We start from the raw sequence: 16252 nt of genomic DNA, 5'->3' as shown, positions 1-16252 counted from the left end.
CGCGTCATGGTGCTAGGTCTGCTGACGGCGCCGGCGTCCGCCGCCCCCCGGCTGCTCGCCCGCGTGGCCGCCCCCGCGGTCGGGGCGGCCGCCGGAGCGATGGCCACAACCGCGCGCGCCGGCGTGCGCGGCGCTGACGCCGCGGTACGCGTGGCCCGGGTCGCCCGCAACGCGCTGCCCGGCGCCGGCGACCACTGGCGCTCCGGGACACGGGCGCACCTCAGGGTGCGCGCGGCGGAACCCGAAAAGGTGCGCCGCGCCGGCGGTATCGAACACCTGGCGCGGCGCCTGGCCGCCCGGCTGGCCGAACGGCCCGACGTCCTCTTCGCCTACTGGGACCAGGGCCTCGCGCGCCTGGTCGTCACCGTCACCGAGGACGAGGTCGCCGACGAGGTCATGGACCACGCGGCCGACCTCGCCGCCCGGCATGGGCTCGCCCTCGCCGCCGGAGACCCCGAGGAGACCACGCACCCGGCCGACCCCGCGGGCGTACGGGCCGCCGCCGCCACCCTCGCGGCCGACGTGGCCGGCATCGCCGCCGGACTCACCGCCTCCGCCCTGCGCCTGCCGCCGTCGCCCCGCCTGGTCACCGCCACCGTGACGCTGCTGCGGGAGAACCCGCGCTTCCGCGCCTGGCTGCGCGCCCGCCTCGGCGCCCCCCGCATGGACCTCCTGCTGGCCTGCGCCAACGCCGCCGCGCACGGCGCGGGACAGAGCCCCACCTCGCTGGTGCTCGACGGGGCGCTGCGCGCCTGCCAGCTGGCCGAGACGGTCGCCCGCTCGGCCGCCTTCGACTCGGTCCACGACGAACTGTGCGCACCGCACCGCCTCAGCGTCCCCCCGGACGGCTCCCCGCGCCCGCCGCTGCACGTGTCCCCGGCCCAGGAGTACGCCAACCACGCCTCCGCCGGCAGCCTCATCGGCGCGGCCGCGACCCTGCTGGTCAAGCAGGACATCGCCGAGGCCGCCGAGGCGGTCCTGGCCGGCTCGCCCAAGGCCGCGCGCTACGGCCCCGCCGTCTTCCACGCCGTACTCAGTGCGACGCTCTCCCGCACGGGCGTGCTGGTGCGCGACCCGGAGCGGCTGCGGCAGCTGGAGATGGCCGGCACCGTCGTCCTGCACCCGAGCGCCCTGCGCACCGCGGACGGCGAGGCCGACCCGTGGGCCGAACCCGTCCTGGACGCGGCACGCCGGGCCGGCCTGAAGGTCGTGGTGGTGGACCATCCGTCGCTGGAGGACTTCACCGGGCTCGCCGACCAGGTCGTGGACGCCCGGCGGCCGCTGGACGACGTCGTGCACGGGCTGCGCGGCGACGAGGAGGAGGGCGAGGGCGGCGCGGTCCTCACGATCGCCCGGATGCGGTCGGCCGAAGAGCGCGACGTGCTGGCGGGACTGCGCGCCAGCGACATCGCCGTCGCCCTCGCCGACGGCGACGGAGCCGTCGTCTGGGGCGCCGACATCCTCTCCCTGCACGGCCTGCCCGACGTGTGGCGGCTGCTCACCGCCATCCCGGCGGCCCGCTCCGTGGGCCGCCGCTCCCAGACGCTCGCCCGCTCCGGCGCCGCGCTCTCCGGGCTCCTCGTGGCCGTCGGCGAGTCCAAGGGCGGCCGCGGGCGCCGCGCCGTACTGCCCGGACTGCGGCACGCGCCGGTGGACGCCGGCGCCGCCACCGCCTTGCTGTCCGGGGTACGCGCCGCCCTCGGGGTGGCCGCCGCGCGCGCCCCTCACCCGCGCCCGCGCGTGCACTGGCACGAACTGGAGTGGGACGAGGCCCGCGAGCGCCTGGAACAGGAACCGGTGGCCGTGCCCACCCCGCTCCAGCAGGCCGCCACCCGCGTCCGCAAGACCGCCCGCAGCGTCACCGGGCACCCCGCGCTCGCCCCGGCCCGCTGGACCTGGCAACTCGGCCAGGCCGTGCGCGGCGAACTGCACGACCCCCTCACCCCCGTGCTGGCCGTCGGATCGGCGGCCTCGGCGATCCTCGGCTCCGTCATGGACGCCCTGCTGGTCGTCGGCGCCCTGGACCTGAACGCCCTCGTCGGCGGCGTCCAGCGGCTGCGGGCCGAACGGGCGCTGTCCGGGCTGCTCGCCGAGCAGAAGCGGAAGGCGCGCGTGGCGCCCCCGCCCGGCGAGGCGCCCGCGGGCGGCACCCGCACCGTCGATGCCGGGAAGCTGCGGCCCGGCGACGTGATCGAGCTCAAGGGCGACGACGTGGTGCCCGCCGACGCCCGGCTGCTGTGGGAGGAAGGCCTGGAGGTCGACGAGTCGGCGCTGACGGGGGAGTCGCTGCCGGTGCAGAAGCAGACCGACCCGACCCCGCACGCCGCCGTCGCCGACCGGCTGTGCATGGTCTTCGAGGGCACGACCGTGGTGGCCGGGCAGGCCCGGGCCGTCGTCGTGGACACCGGCGAACGCACCGAGGCCGCCCGCGCCGTGCACCTGGCCGCGCGCACGCCCCCGGCCGCCGGTGTGCAGGCCAGGCTCCAGGAACTCACCCGCAAGGCACTGCCGTTGACGCTCGCGGGCGGGGCCGCGGTGACCGGTCTGTCGCTGCTGCGCGGCACCCCCATCCGCGAGGCGGTCAGCGGCGGCGTCGCGGTCGCCGTGGCCGCCGTGCCCGAGGGCCTGCCCCTGGTCGCCACGGTCGCGCAGCTCGCGGCGGCCCGGCGGCTCAGCCGCGGCGGAGTGCTCGTACGGACCCCGCGCACGCTGGAGGCGCTGGGACGGATGGACACCATCTGCTTCGACAAGACCGGCACCCTCACCGAGAACAAGCTGCGCGTCGTGCGCGCCTCCGACACCGAGGGGGACGTGCACGCCGTCCGCGACGAGGCTTCCACCGGCACGCTGCGCACCGCCGCCCGGGCCTGCCCCCGCCTCAACGGGGGCACCGACCGGCCGGTGCACGCCACCGACGAGGCCGTCCTCGACGCGGCCCCGCCCGACGCCGGCTGGACGCAGTTGGAGGGCCTCGGATTCGAGGCCGCCCGCGGGTACGCCGCCGCCGTGGGCCGCGCCGACGACGGACCGCGCGTCCTCGTGGTCAAGGGCGCCCCGGAGACCGTCCTGCCCGCTTGCACCGGCCTGCCCGACCACGCCATCGCCACCTCGCACGACCTGGCCGGCGCCGGCCTCAGGGTCCTGGCGGTCGCCGAACGGCGGCTGGGTGAAGGGGAGGACGAGACCGGCGCCCTCGAACAAGGGCTGGCGGACCTGGAGTTCGTCGGGCTGCTGGCGCTGTCCGACGTGCCGCGCGAGACGTCCACGGCCCTGGTGAGCGGCCTCTACCAGGAGGGCGTACGGCCCGTCATGCTCACCGGCGACCACCCGCAGACCGCCCGCGCCATCGCCACCGAGCTGGGCTGGCCCGATGACACCCAGGTGGTCACCGGCGACGAACTGGCCGCCGCCGACCGGTCGGCCCGGGCCCGGATGCTGCGCGACGCCGGGGTCGTCGCCCGGGTCGCGCCCGAGCAGAAGCTCCAGGTCGTCGAGGCGCTGCGGGACGCGGGCCGGGTGGTCGGCATGGTCGGCGACGGCGCCAACGACGCGGCGGCGATCCGCGCCGCCGACATCGGCGTCGGGATCAACGCCCGTGGCTCGGCCGCCGCGCGCAACGCCGCCGACATCGTCCTCACCGACGACGACCTCACCGTCCTCATCGACGCGGTCGGCGAGGGCCGCGCCCTGTGGCACAGCGTCGCCGACGCCATCGCCATCCTCATCGGCGGCAACGCGGGCGAGGTCGGCTTCGGCATCCTCGGCACGCTGCTGTCGGGGCGTGCGCCGCTGTCCACCCGCCAGATGCTGATGGTGAACCTCTTCACCGACCTCTTCCCGGCCATGGCGGTGGCGGTGACGCCCAAGGAGGACGCCGAGCAGGCGCGGGCCGGCTCGCCCGAGGACGCGGCCGGCGGCGTCCTGGGGGAGCCGCTGATCCGGCAGATCCGCCACCGCGCCATGACCACCTGCCTGGGCGCGGTCACGGCCTGGCTGATCGGCCGCTTCACCCCCGGCACCACCCGCCGCTCCGGCACCATGGCCCTGTGCGGGGTCGTCGGCACCCAGCTCGCCCAGACCCTGCTCGACCGCCGCGACAGCCCCCTGGTCCGGGTGACCTCCCTCGGCTCGGCCGTCGCCCTGGTCGCCCTGGTACAGATCCCGGGCGTGAGCCGCCTCTTCGGCTGCACCCCCCTGGGCCCGCTCGCCTGGGCGGGAGTGATCGCCGCGATCGCCCTGGCCCTGGCAGGCCAGCGAGCCCTGCCTCGTCTGGAGGAGACGATCCTGCGCCTGCTGCCGGAGGCGGCGCGGGGGTGAGGGGCGCGAACACGGGGTGAGGGGCGCGTGTACGGGTGGGCCGCGTCGGCCTGGGCCGACCGGTCCGCCGCGGGGTGTGGTGGGGAAGGGCGCGGGGTCGGAGTGGTGCAAGGCCGGTGTTGTCGGTCGGGAGCGGGCCGGGACGGCGGGGCGGCGCCGAGCCGTGCCACGGCCCGTGCTACGGCCTTGGCGGGAGCCGGGACTCGCGGTCCAGCCGGACACTGCTGAGCCGGCGCCGGTCTGAACCGGCCGGCCTGCGGCGGCCCGCGGCGGGAGCGCGCCGGCCGGCGCTGCCGTCCGGGGAGACGCGCGGGGCCGTGTGCACGGTCGGGAGTGTGCCGGGCCGACGCGGGCCTCGGGGACGCGCGGGGCCGTGTGCATGGCCGGGCGTGTGCCGGGTCGGTGGGCCGGGGGAGCGCGCGGGGCCGGTGCGGTCGGCCGGGCGTGTGCCGGGGGCGGGCGACGTGGTCGTGGGGCGTGCCACCGTTCCGGTCGGGGCCGGGAGCAGGGTCCGGGTCGGCCCTGTTCAGGGTGCGGGGGACGCTGTGGCTGCTGCCGTGCGGAGGGACTGCCAGTCCGGGAGTTTCACCACCGTGCGGCCGAGGGAGGCGCCGAGTTCCGCTTCCGCCCGTTCGATGGCCAGCCAACCCGCCCAGCCGACCGGTTCCACACCTTCGGCGCGCAGCACCGCCACGGGGTCCTCGGGCACCGGCCTGTCCGCCAGCACGGGCGCGTCCGCGAGCAGCGACGTCACCGTCTCCTTCGCGCACGGCCGGTTGGTGCCGATGACGCCCGTGGGGCCCCGCTTGATCCAGCCGGCCACGTACTCGCCCCGCGCGACGGAACCCTCGCGCAGCACCCGCCCCTGCTGGTGCGGCACGGTGCCGGTGGCGGCGTCGAACGGCAGCCCCTCCAACGGGACTCCGCGGTAGCCCACCGACCGCAGCACCAGCTGCGCCCCGACGTCCTCGTACCGCCCGGTGCCGGTCACCCCGCCGCGCCCGTCCGGCACCGTACGCTCGAACCGCACCGCGCCCACCCTGCCGTCCACGGCGAGCAGTTCGACGGGCCGCAGGAAGAACCGCAGCCGGATCCGCCGCGCGTGACCCTCCGGCGGGGCCGCTGCCCAGCCGCGCAGCACCTCGACGTTGCGGCGCTGGGCCGCGGGCAGCGCCGAGGGCTCGGCGTACGCCGGGTCCAGCTCCAGCTCCCGCGGGTCCACGAGGACACCGGCGTCCGGCAGGGCGCCCAGCTCCCGCAGCTCCTTGGTGGTGAAGCGGGCCTGCGAGGGGCCGCGCCGACCCACCATGTGGATCTCGCGCACCCGGCTCGCGGCCAGCGCGGCCAGCGCCGCCTCGGGCATGTCGGTGGGGTTCAGCTCCGCCGCGCCCCGGGCGAGCATCCGCGTGACGTCCACGGCGACATTGCCGACGCCGATCACGACGGCGCTGCGCACATCCCGTACGTACCCGTCGTCCACGGCGTCGGGATGCGCGCTGTACCAGGAGACGAACTCGGTCGCCGACCAGCTCCCCGGCAGCTGCTCGCCCGGGATGCCCAGGTGGCGGTCGGTCGCCGCGCCCACGCAGTAGACCACCGCGTGGTACAGCTCCAGCAGCCGGGTCGCGGGCAGCCCGCGCGGGCCGCCGATCTGCACCCCGCCGAGGAACCGGACGCGCTCGTGCTCCAGGACGGCGCGCAGATTGTTCTGGAGCGACTTGATCTTCTCGTGGTCCGGCGCCACGCCGTACCGCACGAGCCCGTACGGGCACGGCAGCCGGTCGAGTACGTCGACGTGGACGCTCGGGTCCTGCTGGACGAGGCCCTGAGCGGTGTAGCACCCGCTCGGCCCCGAGCCGATGACGGCGACACGCAGCACGGCGGAACCCCTTACCCCGGCGGACGGAGGAGATCGCTGATGTCACCAGCATGACACCGACGACCCCACCGGGGGAGAGCTCCCGCCCCACCCTCGTGGCGTGTCGCCGATGCACCCCGCCCGCGAGCCCGCCCCGGCGCTGCGGGACGCCGGCTAGCCCCGCACTTCGCAGGTCATTGATTCGGATGATCTGGTTGTCTTGGTGGTGTCCGGGACTGGTGGTGGGGCGTTGGTCCGGGTGTGTCGATGACTTCCCGGTCCCCGCGGCCACGGTCCCAGCGCCAGCGCTTCGAGTGCGCGGTGACGTCCGTGGTGGAGAAGCGTCTGGGCGCTCTGCCTGTCGCTGCCGAGTTTCTGCGCCGGCTGGACGTAGCGGGGATCGTCGACGAGATCTGCCCAGGTGGTGCGAGTGCGCACCTGACGCATGGGCAGGTGATCGAGGCGATGGTGGCGAACCGGCTGACCTCGCCCGCGCCGCTGGTGCGGGTCGGTGACTGGGCGCGCACTTGGGCGGTGGAGGAGGTCTTCGGGATTGAGGCGGGTCTGCTCAACGACGACCGTCTTGCCCGGCCTCTGGACGCGATCGCCCCGCACCTGGAGAAGGTTGCGGGTACGGTCGGCGCGCGGGCGATCGCCGAGTTCGGTATCGACACCGCGCGGCTGCACTGGGACATGACCAGCATGTCCGTCCATGGCGCCTACCCCGAGCAGGACCAGGACGAGCAGTACCCGCTCATCGGCTACGGGCGTCCCAAGGACCGGCGATTCGAGCTGAAGCAGGTCCAGGCCGGGCTCGCGGTGTCGGCCGACGGTGGTGTCCCCGTCCATGCCCGTGTCTTCGGTGGCGGTGCGGCCGAGGCCAGTCAAGTCGTCGGGGCGATGCGGGATCTGTCCCAGCTGGCGGGTGAGCAGAAGTTCTTGATGGTCGCGGACTCCAAGCTGGTGTCCTACCGGAACGTCGCCGCGCTGCTTCAGGCGGGGGCGGAGTTCATCGCGCCGGTCCCGGCCGCGCAGGTCAAGGACGAGGTCTACGCCGCGCTCGATCTCGCCCGGGCCCAGGTCGTGGACTGGGTGCCCGACCGGGACGCCGGCAAGCCGGCCGACCAGCGGGAGGTCTACCAGGTGCTGGAGGACGTCCATACCCTGGCCGGGCCGCGCAAGCGCGACCCGGTACTGAGGGTGCGGCGGATCCTGGTGCATTCCACGGCCCATGCCAAGGGCCAGCAGGCGGCCCGGGCCAACCGGCTGGCCAAGGCGAGCGCGGAGCTGGACAAGCTCGTCGCTGCGGCGGGTGGGCGGCATTACAAGACACGCGAGAAGATCGCGGCCCGGGTCGGGGTGATCGCCGCCAGACGCCGCGTGGTCTCCTGCCTGCGCTGGCACATCACCGAGTACGAGGCCAACGGCCCCCGCCTGCACTGGCACTTCGGCCAGGAGGCGCTGGAGGCTGAGGCCGCGGTCGACGGCTGGTACGCGCTGCTGGCCGGCATCCCCCGCACCAAGGCCGGCCCCGCGCAGGTCCTGATCCACTACAAAGGCCAGGGCACGGTCGAATGGCGCTACCACGACTTCAAAAGGCCCACTCGCGGTCACCCCGGTCTTCGTCCAGCACAACCACCGCGTCGCAGCCCTGATCCAGGTGATCTGCCTGGCCCTGCTCGTGTTTCTGCCTGATCGAGCGCCAGGTCAGACGGGCTCTCGGCCCCCAGCAGACCATGGCCGGCCTCTACCCGGACAACCGCCGGGCCCGCCCCACCGGCCGGATGATCCTCTACCACCTCGGCGAACTCACCTTGCGCATCGGCACCATCACCGACCCGCCGATGGTGCAGATCACCCGGGGCGTCCAGCTCCACGTCCTTGAACTCCTCGGCATCGACGTCACCCGAACTCACCGGCCACGGACCTGAATAGCACCGGGCCAGATGCCCCTGCTTCGTCACACGGCCGAACCGTCCCCTCCGGTCCCGAGCTCGCCTAATGTGCCCGCATGACCTCAACAGAGACGTCCTCGCTGGTGCTGCACGGCAGACGCCGTGCCTCCGCCCGGCTGCGGGACGGGGCGGTGCTGCTGAAGACGGACGGCGTGCGGCGCCGGATACCGGTGACGGCGATAGAACGAGTCGACGTTCACGGCGCCAAAGACCGGCAGCTGACCGTCGTACTGACGGGCGACGAGCCCGTGGCCTACCACCTCAGGTGCCGCAGTGCCTCTGCCGTGCACGAGTTCGCGCAGGCCGTCCGCCGTGCACTGCCCATACGGGACGCCGATGAGCCGCGGCCGAACGGGGCGGAGCTGGTGACCGAGAAGCCGCTGGAACGGGCGGCACCGAACCGGGTCCGCCTGCTCTGGTGGGGCCTCGGAGGCGGGTATGTGCTGGTGCTCGCCCTGCTGCTGGTGAAGGGGCTACTGATAACCGGCGCCACCGGGGTGGTCCCGGGGGTCTTCTGGGCGGTGGCCCCCCTCCTGATCGCCGGCGGGGCGGAAGGCGTGCGGGCCGGGTGGCAGGTGTTCCGGGAGCCCTGGGCGCTGCGGACCCGGGGGATCACCGTCGAGGGAGAGCTACAGGGGACCCACTGGCACGAGGGCGGCAAGCAGTACTACTACGCCTACGTCGACAGTCACGGCGTACGGCGTGAGTGCAAGAGCTCGGACGGAGGTGCCGAGCGGGCCGAGATCACGTACGACCCCGTGAACCCCGATACCGCCATGGTCGGTCGCCGGACGACAGGATGGCTCGTGTTCGGTGCGGTACTCATCCTGCTGACGGGCTCTGTGCTGCTGGCCGGTCTCGCGTTCGCGGTGGTGGGAGTGGTGGCGCTGGCCATCTGATCCACTGCCAGGAGCCCGCAGGAAATGCCCGCCGGACTCTCTGCTGGGGGTAACGGCCAGATCATCCGAATCAGCGACCTGCGAAGTTCGGGGTTAGCTCGCCGAGGGGCCGGTCGCCGGGCGGCCGGTCGCGAAGAAGCGGGAGAGGTCCTTCTCGCAGGGCGTGCCGGGCGTGCCCGGTACCGGCGGCGCCCCCATCTCCCAGTCGAGCCGGTAGCGCTTGAACAGTTCCGCGCGCAGCACCGGGACCGGCATCGGCGCACCGGGAACCAGCGCCGCGTAGACCGCGCCCATCAGCAGGGCGCGCAGCATCGGGTAGTCGGTGTCGACGTCCGCCGAACCCTGCCGGGCCACCGTGTCCCGCAGCAGCTGGGACAGCCGCTGCTGCTCCGGGCACTGCACGAACCCCTCGGCCTGGAGCATGCCCGCCATGTGCTGGCGCATCAGGACCGGCCGGTCCCGGGCGAGCCCGAGGATCGCGTCGATGGCCCGGGCCATCCGCTCCCGGCCGTCCTCGGTGCGTGGCTCGCGCTCCAGTCCCTCCTCCAGCGTGCGGTGCATCAGCCGGTGCACCGCGGACTGCACCAGCTGCCGCTTGCCGGGGAAGTAGTACGAGACCAGACCGCGCGCCGAGCCCGCGCGGTCGGCGATGGCGCCGAGGGTCGTCGCCTCGTACCCGTGCTCGCCCACCAGCTCGACCGCCGCCTGCAGCAGCCGCTCCCGGGAACGCCGCCGCAACTCTTCATTGACCGAGGCGCTGCGAGGGGACATGCTGGAACTCCTGCGTTGACTGGCTGCCAGCCAACTATACTCAACGCGAGCGCGCCGGACCCCTTCGCGGGTCCGGTCGGGCTGCCGTCCGCCTCGGGCGACGCGGGGGATCGCCCGAGGCGGACTCGCCTCCCACGATCGGTGTCCAGAGGCCGCTCCTCCGCTCCCGCCGCGCGCGGCACACCGGTCGCACGGCGCGTGCCGCCTCTCTAAAGTGAGCACTGGCACCGAGCCGAGGAGGCGGCGGGCATGGCGGACCGGGAACAGGAGCAGCGGATCCTGGACAGGATCACGCAGATGGTCGAGGACGAGCGCGCCCTGCGCGCCGCCCTGGCCTCCGGGAAGATCGACGACGCGACGGAGCAGCGGCGGCTCGGCGAGCTGGAACGCGAACTCGACCGGTGCTGGGATCTGTTGCGCCAGCGGCGCGCCAAAGCGGAGTTCGGCGAGGACCCGAACGACGCCCGAGTCCGTCCGTCCTCCCAGGTGGAGGGATACCTGGAGTGACCCGCCCGCGCGGGTCCGCCCGCGCCGCGGTCGCCCTGGGCGGTCCAGGGCCAGGGCCCTGCGGGCTCAGTCCTTGCGGGCTCGGTCCTTCCGGGGCACCCGGTCGAGGACCGGCCGCAGCGCGTCCGGGCGCTCCGCCACCGGCAGGTGGTCCACGAAGTGCACCCCGCATCCCAGGGCCGCCGCACCACCGTCCGCGTGACGGTTGTCGCCGACCATCACCACGTCCTCCGGCTCGGCGCCCAGGGCCGCGCAGGCGGTCGCGAACAGCCGCGGATCAGGCTTCTGGACACCGTGCTCGTACGACAGGACGTAGGCGTCCACATAGGGGTCGAGCCCGTGGGCGCGGAACACGGGGCGCAGGTCCCAGCCGATGTTGCTGACCACGCCCACGCCGATCCCGCGCCCGCGCAGCGTGCTCAGCACCTCCGCGGCGTCCGGGTACGGCGCCCAGGCGGCCGGCGTCATGTGCCGGTCGTACAGCGCGTCGTGCAACGCCGGGTCGGGGAGCGTCACCTGACGGGACAGCGCGGTGTAGGCGGCGCGGTGCAGTTCGGCGCTGCTGTCCCGGACCGCCCACAAATCGGCGAGTTCGTCCGGCAGTTGTGAGGGGTTCGCCCCGCCCGGCAGCGCGCCCGCCTCCTCCAGTGCCCGCGCCGCTCGGCCCAACTCCCCGTCCCCGAGCGTCAGACCGGCCTCCTCCAGCACGGCACGCAGCCACGACTCGGTGGGTTCGACGCGGAAGAGGGTCCCGGAGAAGTCGAAGAGAACGGCAGTCATGACCGCGATCCTAAGAGGGGAGCCCGGGGGCTGTCCGGCGGCTCACGCCGCGGACGCGGGGTCCTCACCTGGGACGGTCGGTGCCGTGACTTTCCCGCGACCCGATGCGCCGGACAGACCCTAGGCCGGTGGTCCGTCCGCGCGGGCGGGTTCCGGCCGCGCGTCCGCCGGTCGTACGCCCACACCGCGGCCGCCACCACCGTCGCGCCCAGCAGCCAGCCGCCGAGCACGTCGGACGCCCAGTGCACGCCCAGCCAGACACGGGTCAGTCCGACGCCCACGACGGAGACGGTGGCCGTCGCCACGGCGAGGCGCCACCCGGTCCGCGCGACGCGGCGGTGGATCAGCCACAGGAGCAGACCACAGACGACCGTCGCCGTCATGGCGTGCCCCGAGGGGAAGGCCGCGTAGCCGGCGGAGTCCACCGGGTCCGGCCAGACGGGGCGCGGTCTGCCCACCGCGGCCTTCAGCGCCTGCTGGAGCACCGCGGCCAGCACACAGGTGCCGGCCACCCACAGGGCCGGCCGCCGGCCCGCGCGGCGCCGGGCGAGCCACAGCACGGCCGCCGCGCACAGCAGGCGCATCGTCTCCGGGTCCCACACCCAGTCGGTCAGCACCCGGAAGACGTGCGTGAGCCCGCGCTCCCCGACCGCCCAGCGGTGGGTGGTACGGGCGATGGCGGCGTCGGCGTTCACCAGCGGCCGCCAGCGGACCGCGACCAGGAGCAGCAGCAGCGCCGAGCACAGGGCGAGCACCGGCGCGGCGCGAGAGGCGAGGGGAGGGGCGTGTTCCGGCGGACGGGTCCGGGGCTCGGCGTGCGCGGGGTGCATGATGCGATCCTCGCCCGGGCGCGGCCAGGGAAACCCCTCGCCGGAAACCTCTCGCCGCCCGACCGGCCGGAAACCTCTCGCCGCGCGACCGGCCGGCTACCGGAGCGCGCCCAGTCCCGGAACCAGCGTCACCAGCACCGGGATCACCGGCACCAGCGAGGCCAGCGCCGTCAGGCGCAGGCGGCGGGCGGCGGTGAGCCGGTCCGGGGGAGTGAGCAGCCGGTGCACCCGGCTCGGGACGTCGGCCCGCGGGGCCGGGCAGGGGCCGAACACCCCGCGGTCCTCGTTGAGTTCGACCAGCGCCAGCGCGGTGGTCAGCCGGCCGAAGCGGCGCGAGGCCACGTCGTCGGCGGCGAGTTCGACCAGGCGGTGCATCTCGTCGCGGAACGCGGCGAACACCGGTACCTGCGGGAAGCCGTCCGCCAGCGCGGCCGAGCAGTGCAGCAGCCAGTCGTGGCGGGCCCGCGCGTGGCCCTGCTCGTGCGCGAGTACGGCGTCCAGTTGCCGCCCCGTCAGACGGCGCAGCGCGGCCGTCGTGACCACGAGCCGGGGCGGGGTCCCGGGCAGCCACCAGGCGTCGGGCCGCTCGCCCTCCAGCACCACGAGCCGGTCGGCGCCGGGCTCCTCGCCGGGCAACACCGGGACGCGGACCAGGAGTTCGGCACGCCGCCGCCGACGCCGGGCCTGGGTTCGCACGATCTCGCGGACCAGCATCGCGGCGCTCCAGACGCCGCCGCAGGCCAGGGCCACGGCGGTGGTGGGCGCCCAGAGCCCGGCCGTGCCCAGCGCGTAGGCCTCCACGACCGAACGCGGAGCCGGGGCGAACACGTGCCCGCGCACGGCCTGCCAGGCCGCCGCCGCGCTGAGGGTCATCGACAGCGCGCAGCACAGCAGCACCGCGGCGACCACGCACTGCCACGCCCACAGCGCGAGCACGGGTTCACGGTCGGTCCAGTCGGCGCGGGCCAGCAGCCGTGGACCCAGCACGGCGGTCAGGACGCCGATCACCAGCAGGACCGCGGGCACCATCATGCGACCACCCTATGAGCGGCCCCGCGCTCACGGGTACGAACCGGGCCGCCAAAGTGACGCAGACCACGAACCGGCGCCCCACGGCGGACGTCGAGCGCGCGCGAGCGCGCCGGCCCTCACAGCCCCAGCAGCATCGCCACCATCGCCATCCCCATCGACAGGCGGCACGCCCGAGCCAGCTCCGGCCGGTCGCCCCACCCCGGGGAGCCGCCCGGCGCGCTCCCGCCCGCCGGGCCGGTGCCCGCGGGCACCGGCCCGGCCGGGACCAGACGGGTGCCCGTCAGCAGCACGTAGGCGACGAAATACAGCAGCAGCGCGCCGGTGACCAGCGGCACCCCGGACGCGCCGTGCGCGTGGTGGTGCGCGGCGGGCGAGGCGGCCATCACCACGGCCATGTAGACCATGGCCGTGGCGCCTATGAGGTGGTGCAGATGGTGCGCGCTCGCGCGCGACGACCACAGGGCACGCGGCGACCACAGGGCAGACGGCGACCACAGGGCGCGCGACGACCACAGGGCGCGCAGCGCCGCCGCGCCGAACACCACCGCGTAAGCGGGCCACGCCCACGCGGGCGGGGTGAACGCGGCCGCGGGCACGGCCATGGCGGCCATACCGAAGCCCATCAGCGCCTCGCCGCCCGCGGCGCGCCGCTGCTCCTCGACGCTGCTGCGCATCCGCAGCAGACAGTAGGCCCCGGTCGCCGCGCACAGCGCGACCAGCAGCCAGCCGGGCGAAGCCGGTCCGTGCACCCCCCACCTCCGCGCTCCACGACTCCCGGGCCGCGGTGCGGCGGCCGGGCCGGTCGGTGAAGGGATGCCCGGGGCACGCGCTCCGCACGCGAGCGCGAGGAAGCACACGGGAGCGTGCGGCGGAGCGCGGCGCGACACCGTGCGCCCGCCTGACCCGCCAGGGGCGCGAGATGCTTTACTGGTAAAACACCTGTTAAGCTTGTAGTCATGAGCAGTGCCACCCCCACTCGAACCCCCACCGCGACGACCCGCCTCGCCCGGCGTCTTCCCCTCGTCGGCGTACTGCGGCTGGGCCGTCCCTCGGACATCTGGTTCAAGCCCGCCCTCAGCGTCGTGGCCTCGGTCGCCCCGCCCAACCTGCTGCTGCTCTCCCTCGGCCGCCTCGACCTCGCCGTCTACACGATGGCCGGCTCGCTGTGCGCCCTGTACGCCCACAACCGGCCCTACGCCGCCCGGGCCCGCGCCCTGGCCTGGGTCGTGCTCGGCATGCTCTCCGGCCTCGCCCTGTCCCTGCTCACCGCCACGCTCACCCGGAACGCCGTCGTCCTGGTCACCGTCGGCGCGCTGATGGCCGCCGCGCAGAAGGCGCTGTGCGACGCCACCCGCATCGGACCGCCCGGCAACGTCGTCCTCACCTTCATCAGCTCCGCCTCGCTGTTCGTCCCGCAGACCCTCGGCCAGATCCCCGCCCACATGGGACTGGCCGCCGCCGCTGCCGCCTGGGCCTGGCTGGTCGGCATGGCACCGGGCCTGCTGCGCCCGCACGGCCCCGAGCGCCGCGCCACCGCCCAGGCGCTGAACGCGGCCGCCGCCTACGCGGCCACCCGCGGCACCGGCGACGGACACGCCCGGGCCCGCGCCGCCGCCGCGGCCGCCGTCCAGGCGGCCTGGCAGGCGTTGCTGTCCACAGGCGCCCGCTCCGAGCCCCGGCGCGCCCTGGAGCGGCTGCTCGTCCGCGCCGAGGTCGCCCTGGCCGCCCCCGCCGACACCGACCCCGGACGGCTGCGGGCCTGGGCCCGCGACCTGTGCGGCAGCGGCCCGATCCCGCACGCCGGCCGGACCGGGGCGGCCACCGAGGAACTCCTCGGCGTGGACGCCGAGCTCACCGCCGGGCACCGCCCCTGGTGGCGCCGGCTCGGCCCGCTCGCGCCGATCGCCCTGCGTACCGCGCTGGGCTGCGCGCTCGCCGGATACGCCTCCCTCGCCCTCGGCGTCGGCCGCCCCTACTGGGCCCTGGTCACCGCCGCCTCCCTCTACCAGGTCAACCTCACCCTCACCTGGCGGCGGGGCGTCCAGCGCGTCGTGGGCAACCTGATCGGCGTCCTCGCCTTCGCCGCCGTGGCCCCACTCGCGCACGCGAACGGCCTGGCCCTCGTGCTGTGCTGCGTCGCCCTGAACTTCGGCGCCGAGGCCCTCATCGGGCGCAACTACTGGCTCGGCACCATCTGCGTGACCCCCATGGCCCTGCTCATCACCGAGTTCACCGGAGCGCACCCGACGGGCGAGCTGATCACCGAGCGCGCCCTGGACACCGTCGTGGGCGCCCTGGTCGGCTTCGTCGCCGCCGTCGCCGTCACCAACCGCCGCGCCGGGGACCGTATCGAGCACGCGCTGGCCGCCGTCGACCGCTGCCGTGAGCGCGCCGCCCGCCTGCTCGCCGAGGAGCGGCCCGCGACCGCCGCCCTGGAGTCCGCCCGCCGCGACCTGGCGGCCGCCCTGGTCGAGCTGCGGGCCACCGCCGAGGCCGCCTCGGGCGAGTGGTGGCAGCGCGCCCTGCCCCAGGAGAGGGTCGTGCTCACCGAGCGGACCGCACACCGTACGCTCGCCGCGACGGTACGCCGCCAGGGCCCGCACACCCCGGCGGACACGGGCAGCACAGCGGACACGGGCAGCACGACGGAGGACGTACGGCCATGACGGCGAGGAACGGGCGACCGGGCGGGCCGGCACCGACGGCGACCGGCCCGGCGACGGAGCCGGAACGCCTCCGGGCCCCCGCGGACCCGAAGAACCCGGCCCGTCCCGGCGGCCCGCGGGTCCCCGCCCGCGACGACACCGTCGCCGCCGTGGTCCGGCAGTGGCGGGACGTCCACCCCGGGCTCGACACCGCGCCGATGGAGATCATCGGCCGTATCAACCGCTGCGCCGCCCTGCTCCAGCAGGCCGAGGACGCCCCGCTGCGCCGCGCCGGGCTCACCCGGGCCGAGTTCGACCTGCTCGGGGCCCTGCGCCGGACCGGACACGAGCTCACCCCGAGCGAGCTGGCCCGGGAGACCTTCTCCTCCGGAGCGGCCGTCACCAAGCGGCTCAAGCAGCTGACCGAGCGCGGCCTGGTGGAACGCCGCGGCGACACCCGCGACCGGCGGGTCGCCCACGTCCGCCTCACCGACGCCGGGCGCGACCTCGTGGACGGCATCCTGCCCGCACAGCTCGCCCACGAACGCGAGGTCCTCTCCGCCCTCGACGACGGCGACCGCGGCGACCTCGCGGCCCTCCTCGGCGGACTCCTCGACCGCCTGGAGGGCCGGCCGCGCACACCGCGCGCGTGAGTGAG

The 16252-nt window shown here is 75.3% G+C and carries 13 protein-coding genes; 7 read left to right on the top strand and 6 right to left on the bottom strand.

Features of this window, described 5'->3' with window-relative positions:
• Positions 1-6 precede the first annotated feature (6 nt).
• Positions 7-4317: a cation-translocating P-type ATPase gene (locus tag IE217_RS06825; RefSeq protein ID WP_190176808.1), complete on the top strand. Its 4311-nt coding sequence runs from the start codon at positions 7-9 to the stop codon at positions 4315-4317.
• A 526-nt stretch (positions 4318-4843) separates the two neighbouring features.
• On the opposite strand, the gene IE217_RS06820 is transcribed toward IE217_RS06825, so the two are convergent.
• Positions 4844-6196, bottom strand: coding sequence for an FAD-dependent oxidoreductase (locus IE217_RS06820; RefSeq protein ID WP_190176807.1), 1353 nt, complete (start codon positions 6194-6196; stop codon positions 4844-4846).
• A 246-nt stretch (positions 6197-6442) separates the two neighbouring features.
• Between IE217_RS06820 and IE217_RS06815 the strand changes: the two genes are divergently transcribed.
• The 3 genes from IE217_RS06815 (at position 6443) to IE217_RS06810 (ending at position 9029) form a co-directional block, all read left to right on the top strand.
• Positions 6443-7870 carry an IS1634 family transposase gene (locus IE217_RS06815; RefSeq protein ID WP_229865074.1) on the top strand — a complete coding sequence of 476 codons (1428 nt, stop codon included), beginning with the start codon at positions 6443-6445 and terminating at the stop codon, positions 7868-7870.
• Between the two features lie 41 nt (positions 7871-7911).
• Positions 7912-8106 (top strand): hypothetical protein, encoded by a 195-nt coding sequence (locus tag IE217_RS34515; protein ID WP_229865073.1) that lies wholly within the window; start codon positions 7912-7914, stop codon positions 8104-8106.
• An 80-nt stretch (positions 8107-8186) separates the two neighbouring features.
• Positions 8187-9029, top strand: coding sequence for a hypothetical protein (locus IE217_RS06810; RefSeq protein ID WP_190176806.1), 843 nt, complete (start codon positions 8187-8189; stop codon positions 9027-9029).
• Positions 9030-9122: 93 nt separating this feature from the next.
• Here the strand turns inward: IE217_RS06810 and IE217_RS06805 are convergent, their stop codons facing one another.
• Entirely contained in the window at positions 9123-9800 is a 678-nt protein-coding gene (locus IE217_RS06805) for a TetR/AcrR family transcriptional regulator (protein ID WP_190176805.1), read from the bottom strand.
• Between the two features lie 249 nt (positions 9801-10049).
• Between IE217_RS06805 and IE217_RS06800 the strand changes: the two genes are divergently transcribed.
• Positions 10050-10307 carry a DUF2630 family protein gene (locus tag IE217_RS06800; RefSeq protein ID WP_190176804.1) on the top strand — a complete coding sequence of 86 codons (258 nt, stop codon included), beginning with the start codon at positions 10050-10052 and terminating at the stop codon, positions 10305-10307.
• Positions 10308-10373: 66 nt separating this feature from the next.
• On the opposite strand, the gene IE217_RS06795 is transcribed toward IE217_RS06800, so the two are convergent.
• The 4 genes from IE217_RS06795 to IE217_RS06780 form a co-directional block, all read right to left on the bottom strand.
• On the bottom strand, positions 10374-11087 hold the full coding sequence (locus tag IE217_RS06795; RefSeq protein WP_190176803.1) for an HAD family hydrolase: 714 nt from the start codon (positions 11085-11087) through the stop codon (positions 10374-10376).
• The gene (locus IE217_RS06790) at positions 11084-11917 is read right to left on the bottom strand and encodes a phosphatase PAP2 family protein (protein WP_190176802.1); all 834 of its coding nucleotides are present in this window, start codon (positions 11915-11917) and stop codon (positions 11084-11086) included. Before IE217_RS06790 ends, IE217_RS06795 begins: the two co-directional genes overlap by 4 nt.
• Before the next feature lie 96 nt (positions 11918-12013).
• A complete protein-coding gene (locus IE217_RS06785) occupies positions 12014-12949 on the bottom strand; it encodes a M56 family metallopeptidase (protein ID WP_190176801.1) in 936 nt (311 codons plus the stop codon).
• A 116-nt stretch (positions 12950-13065) separates the two neighbouring features.
• Complete coding sequence (locus IE217_RS06780) at positions 13066-13698, bottom strand: DUF5134 domain-containing protein (protein WP_190176800.1); 633 nt, start codon at positions 13696-13698, stop codon at positions 13066-13068.
• A 207-nt stretch (positions 13699-13905) separates the two neighbouring features.
• On the opposite strand from IE217_RS06780, the gene IE217_RS06775 reads away from it, so the two are divergent.
• Both IE217_RS06775 and IE217_RS06770 read left to right on the top strand, forming a co-directional pair.
• Positions 13906-15615, top strand: coding sequence for an FUSC family protein (locus IE217_RS06775; protein ID WP_190176799.1), 1710 nt, complete (start codon positions 13906-13908; stop codon positions 15613-15615).
• Complete coding sequence (locus tag IE217_RS06770; protein ID WP_190176798.1) at positions 15612-16247, top strand: MarR family winged helix-turn-helix transcriptional regulator; 636 nt, start codon at positions 15612-15614, stop codon at positions 16245-16247. Before IE217_RS06775 ends, IE217_RS06770 begins: the two co-directional genes overlap by 4 nt.
• Positions 16248-16252 lie beyond the last annotated feature (5 nt).

It is taken from the genome of Streptomyces naganishii JCM 4654, assembly GCF_014650575.1.
GTDB classification, from domain to species: Bacteria; Actinomycetota; Actinomycetes; order Streptomycetales; family Streptomycetaceae; genus Streptomyces; species Streptomyces naganishii.
Note: the sequence above shows the minus strand (reverse complement) of the source record. Positions and strands in the feature narration are given on the sequence as shown.

Coding starts and splice junctions, on each gene's coding strand:
- IE217_RS06825 (WP_190176808.1), top strand. CDS start 7: ATGGTGCTAGGTCTGCTGACGGCGCCGGCGTCCGCCGCCCCCCGGCTG.
- IE217_RS06815 (WP_229865074.1), top strand. CDS start 6,443: ATGACTTCCCGGTCCCCGCGGCCACGGTCCCAGCGCCAGCGCTTCGAG.
- IE217_RS34515 (WP_229865073.1), top strand. CDS start 7,912: ATGGCCGGCCTCTACCCGGACAACCGCCGGGCCCGCCCCACCGGCCGG.
- IE217_RS06810 (WP_190176806.1), top strand. CDS start 8,187: ATGACCTCAACAGAGACGTCCTCGCTGGTGCTGCACGGCAGACGCCGT.
- IE217_RS06805 (WP_190176805.1), bottom strand. CDS start 9,800: ATGTCCCCTCGCAGCGCCTCGGTCAATGAAGAGTTGCGGCGGCGTTCC.
- IE217_RS06800 (WP_190176804.1), top strand. CDS start 10,050: ATGGCGGACCGGGAACAGGAGCAGCGGATCCTGGACAGGATCACGCAG.
- IE217_RS06795 (WP_190176803.1), bottom strand. CDS start 11,087: ATGACTGCCGTTCTCTTCGACTTCTCCGGGACCCTCTTCCGCGTCGAA.
- IE217_RS06790 (WP_190176802.1), bottom strand. CDS start 11,917: ATGCACCCCGCGCACGCCGAGCCCCGGACCCGTCCGCCGGAACACGCC.
- IE217_RS06785 (WP_190176801.1), bottom strand. CDS start 12,949: ATGATGGTGCCCGCGGTCCTGCTGGTGATCGGCGTCCTGACCGCCGTG.
- IE217_RS06775 (WP_190176799.1), top strand. CDS start 13,906: ATGAGCAGTGCCACCCCCACTCGAACCCCCACCGCGACGACCCGCCTC.
- IE217_RS06770 (WP_190176798.1), top strand. CDS start 15,612: ATGACGGCGAGGAACGGGCGACCGGGCGGGCCGGCACCGACGGCGACC.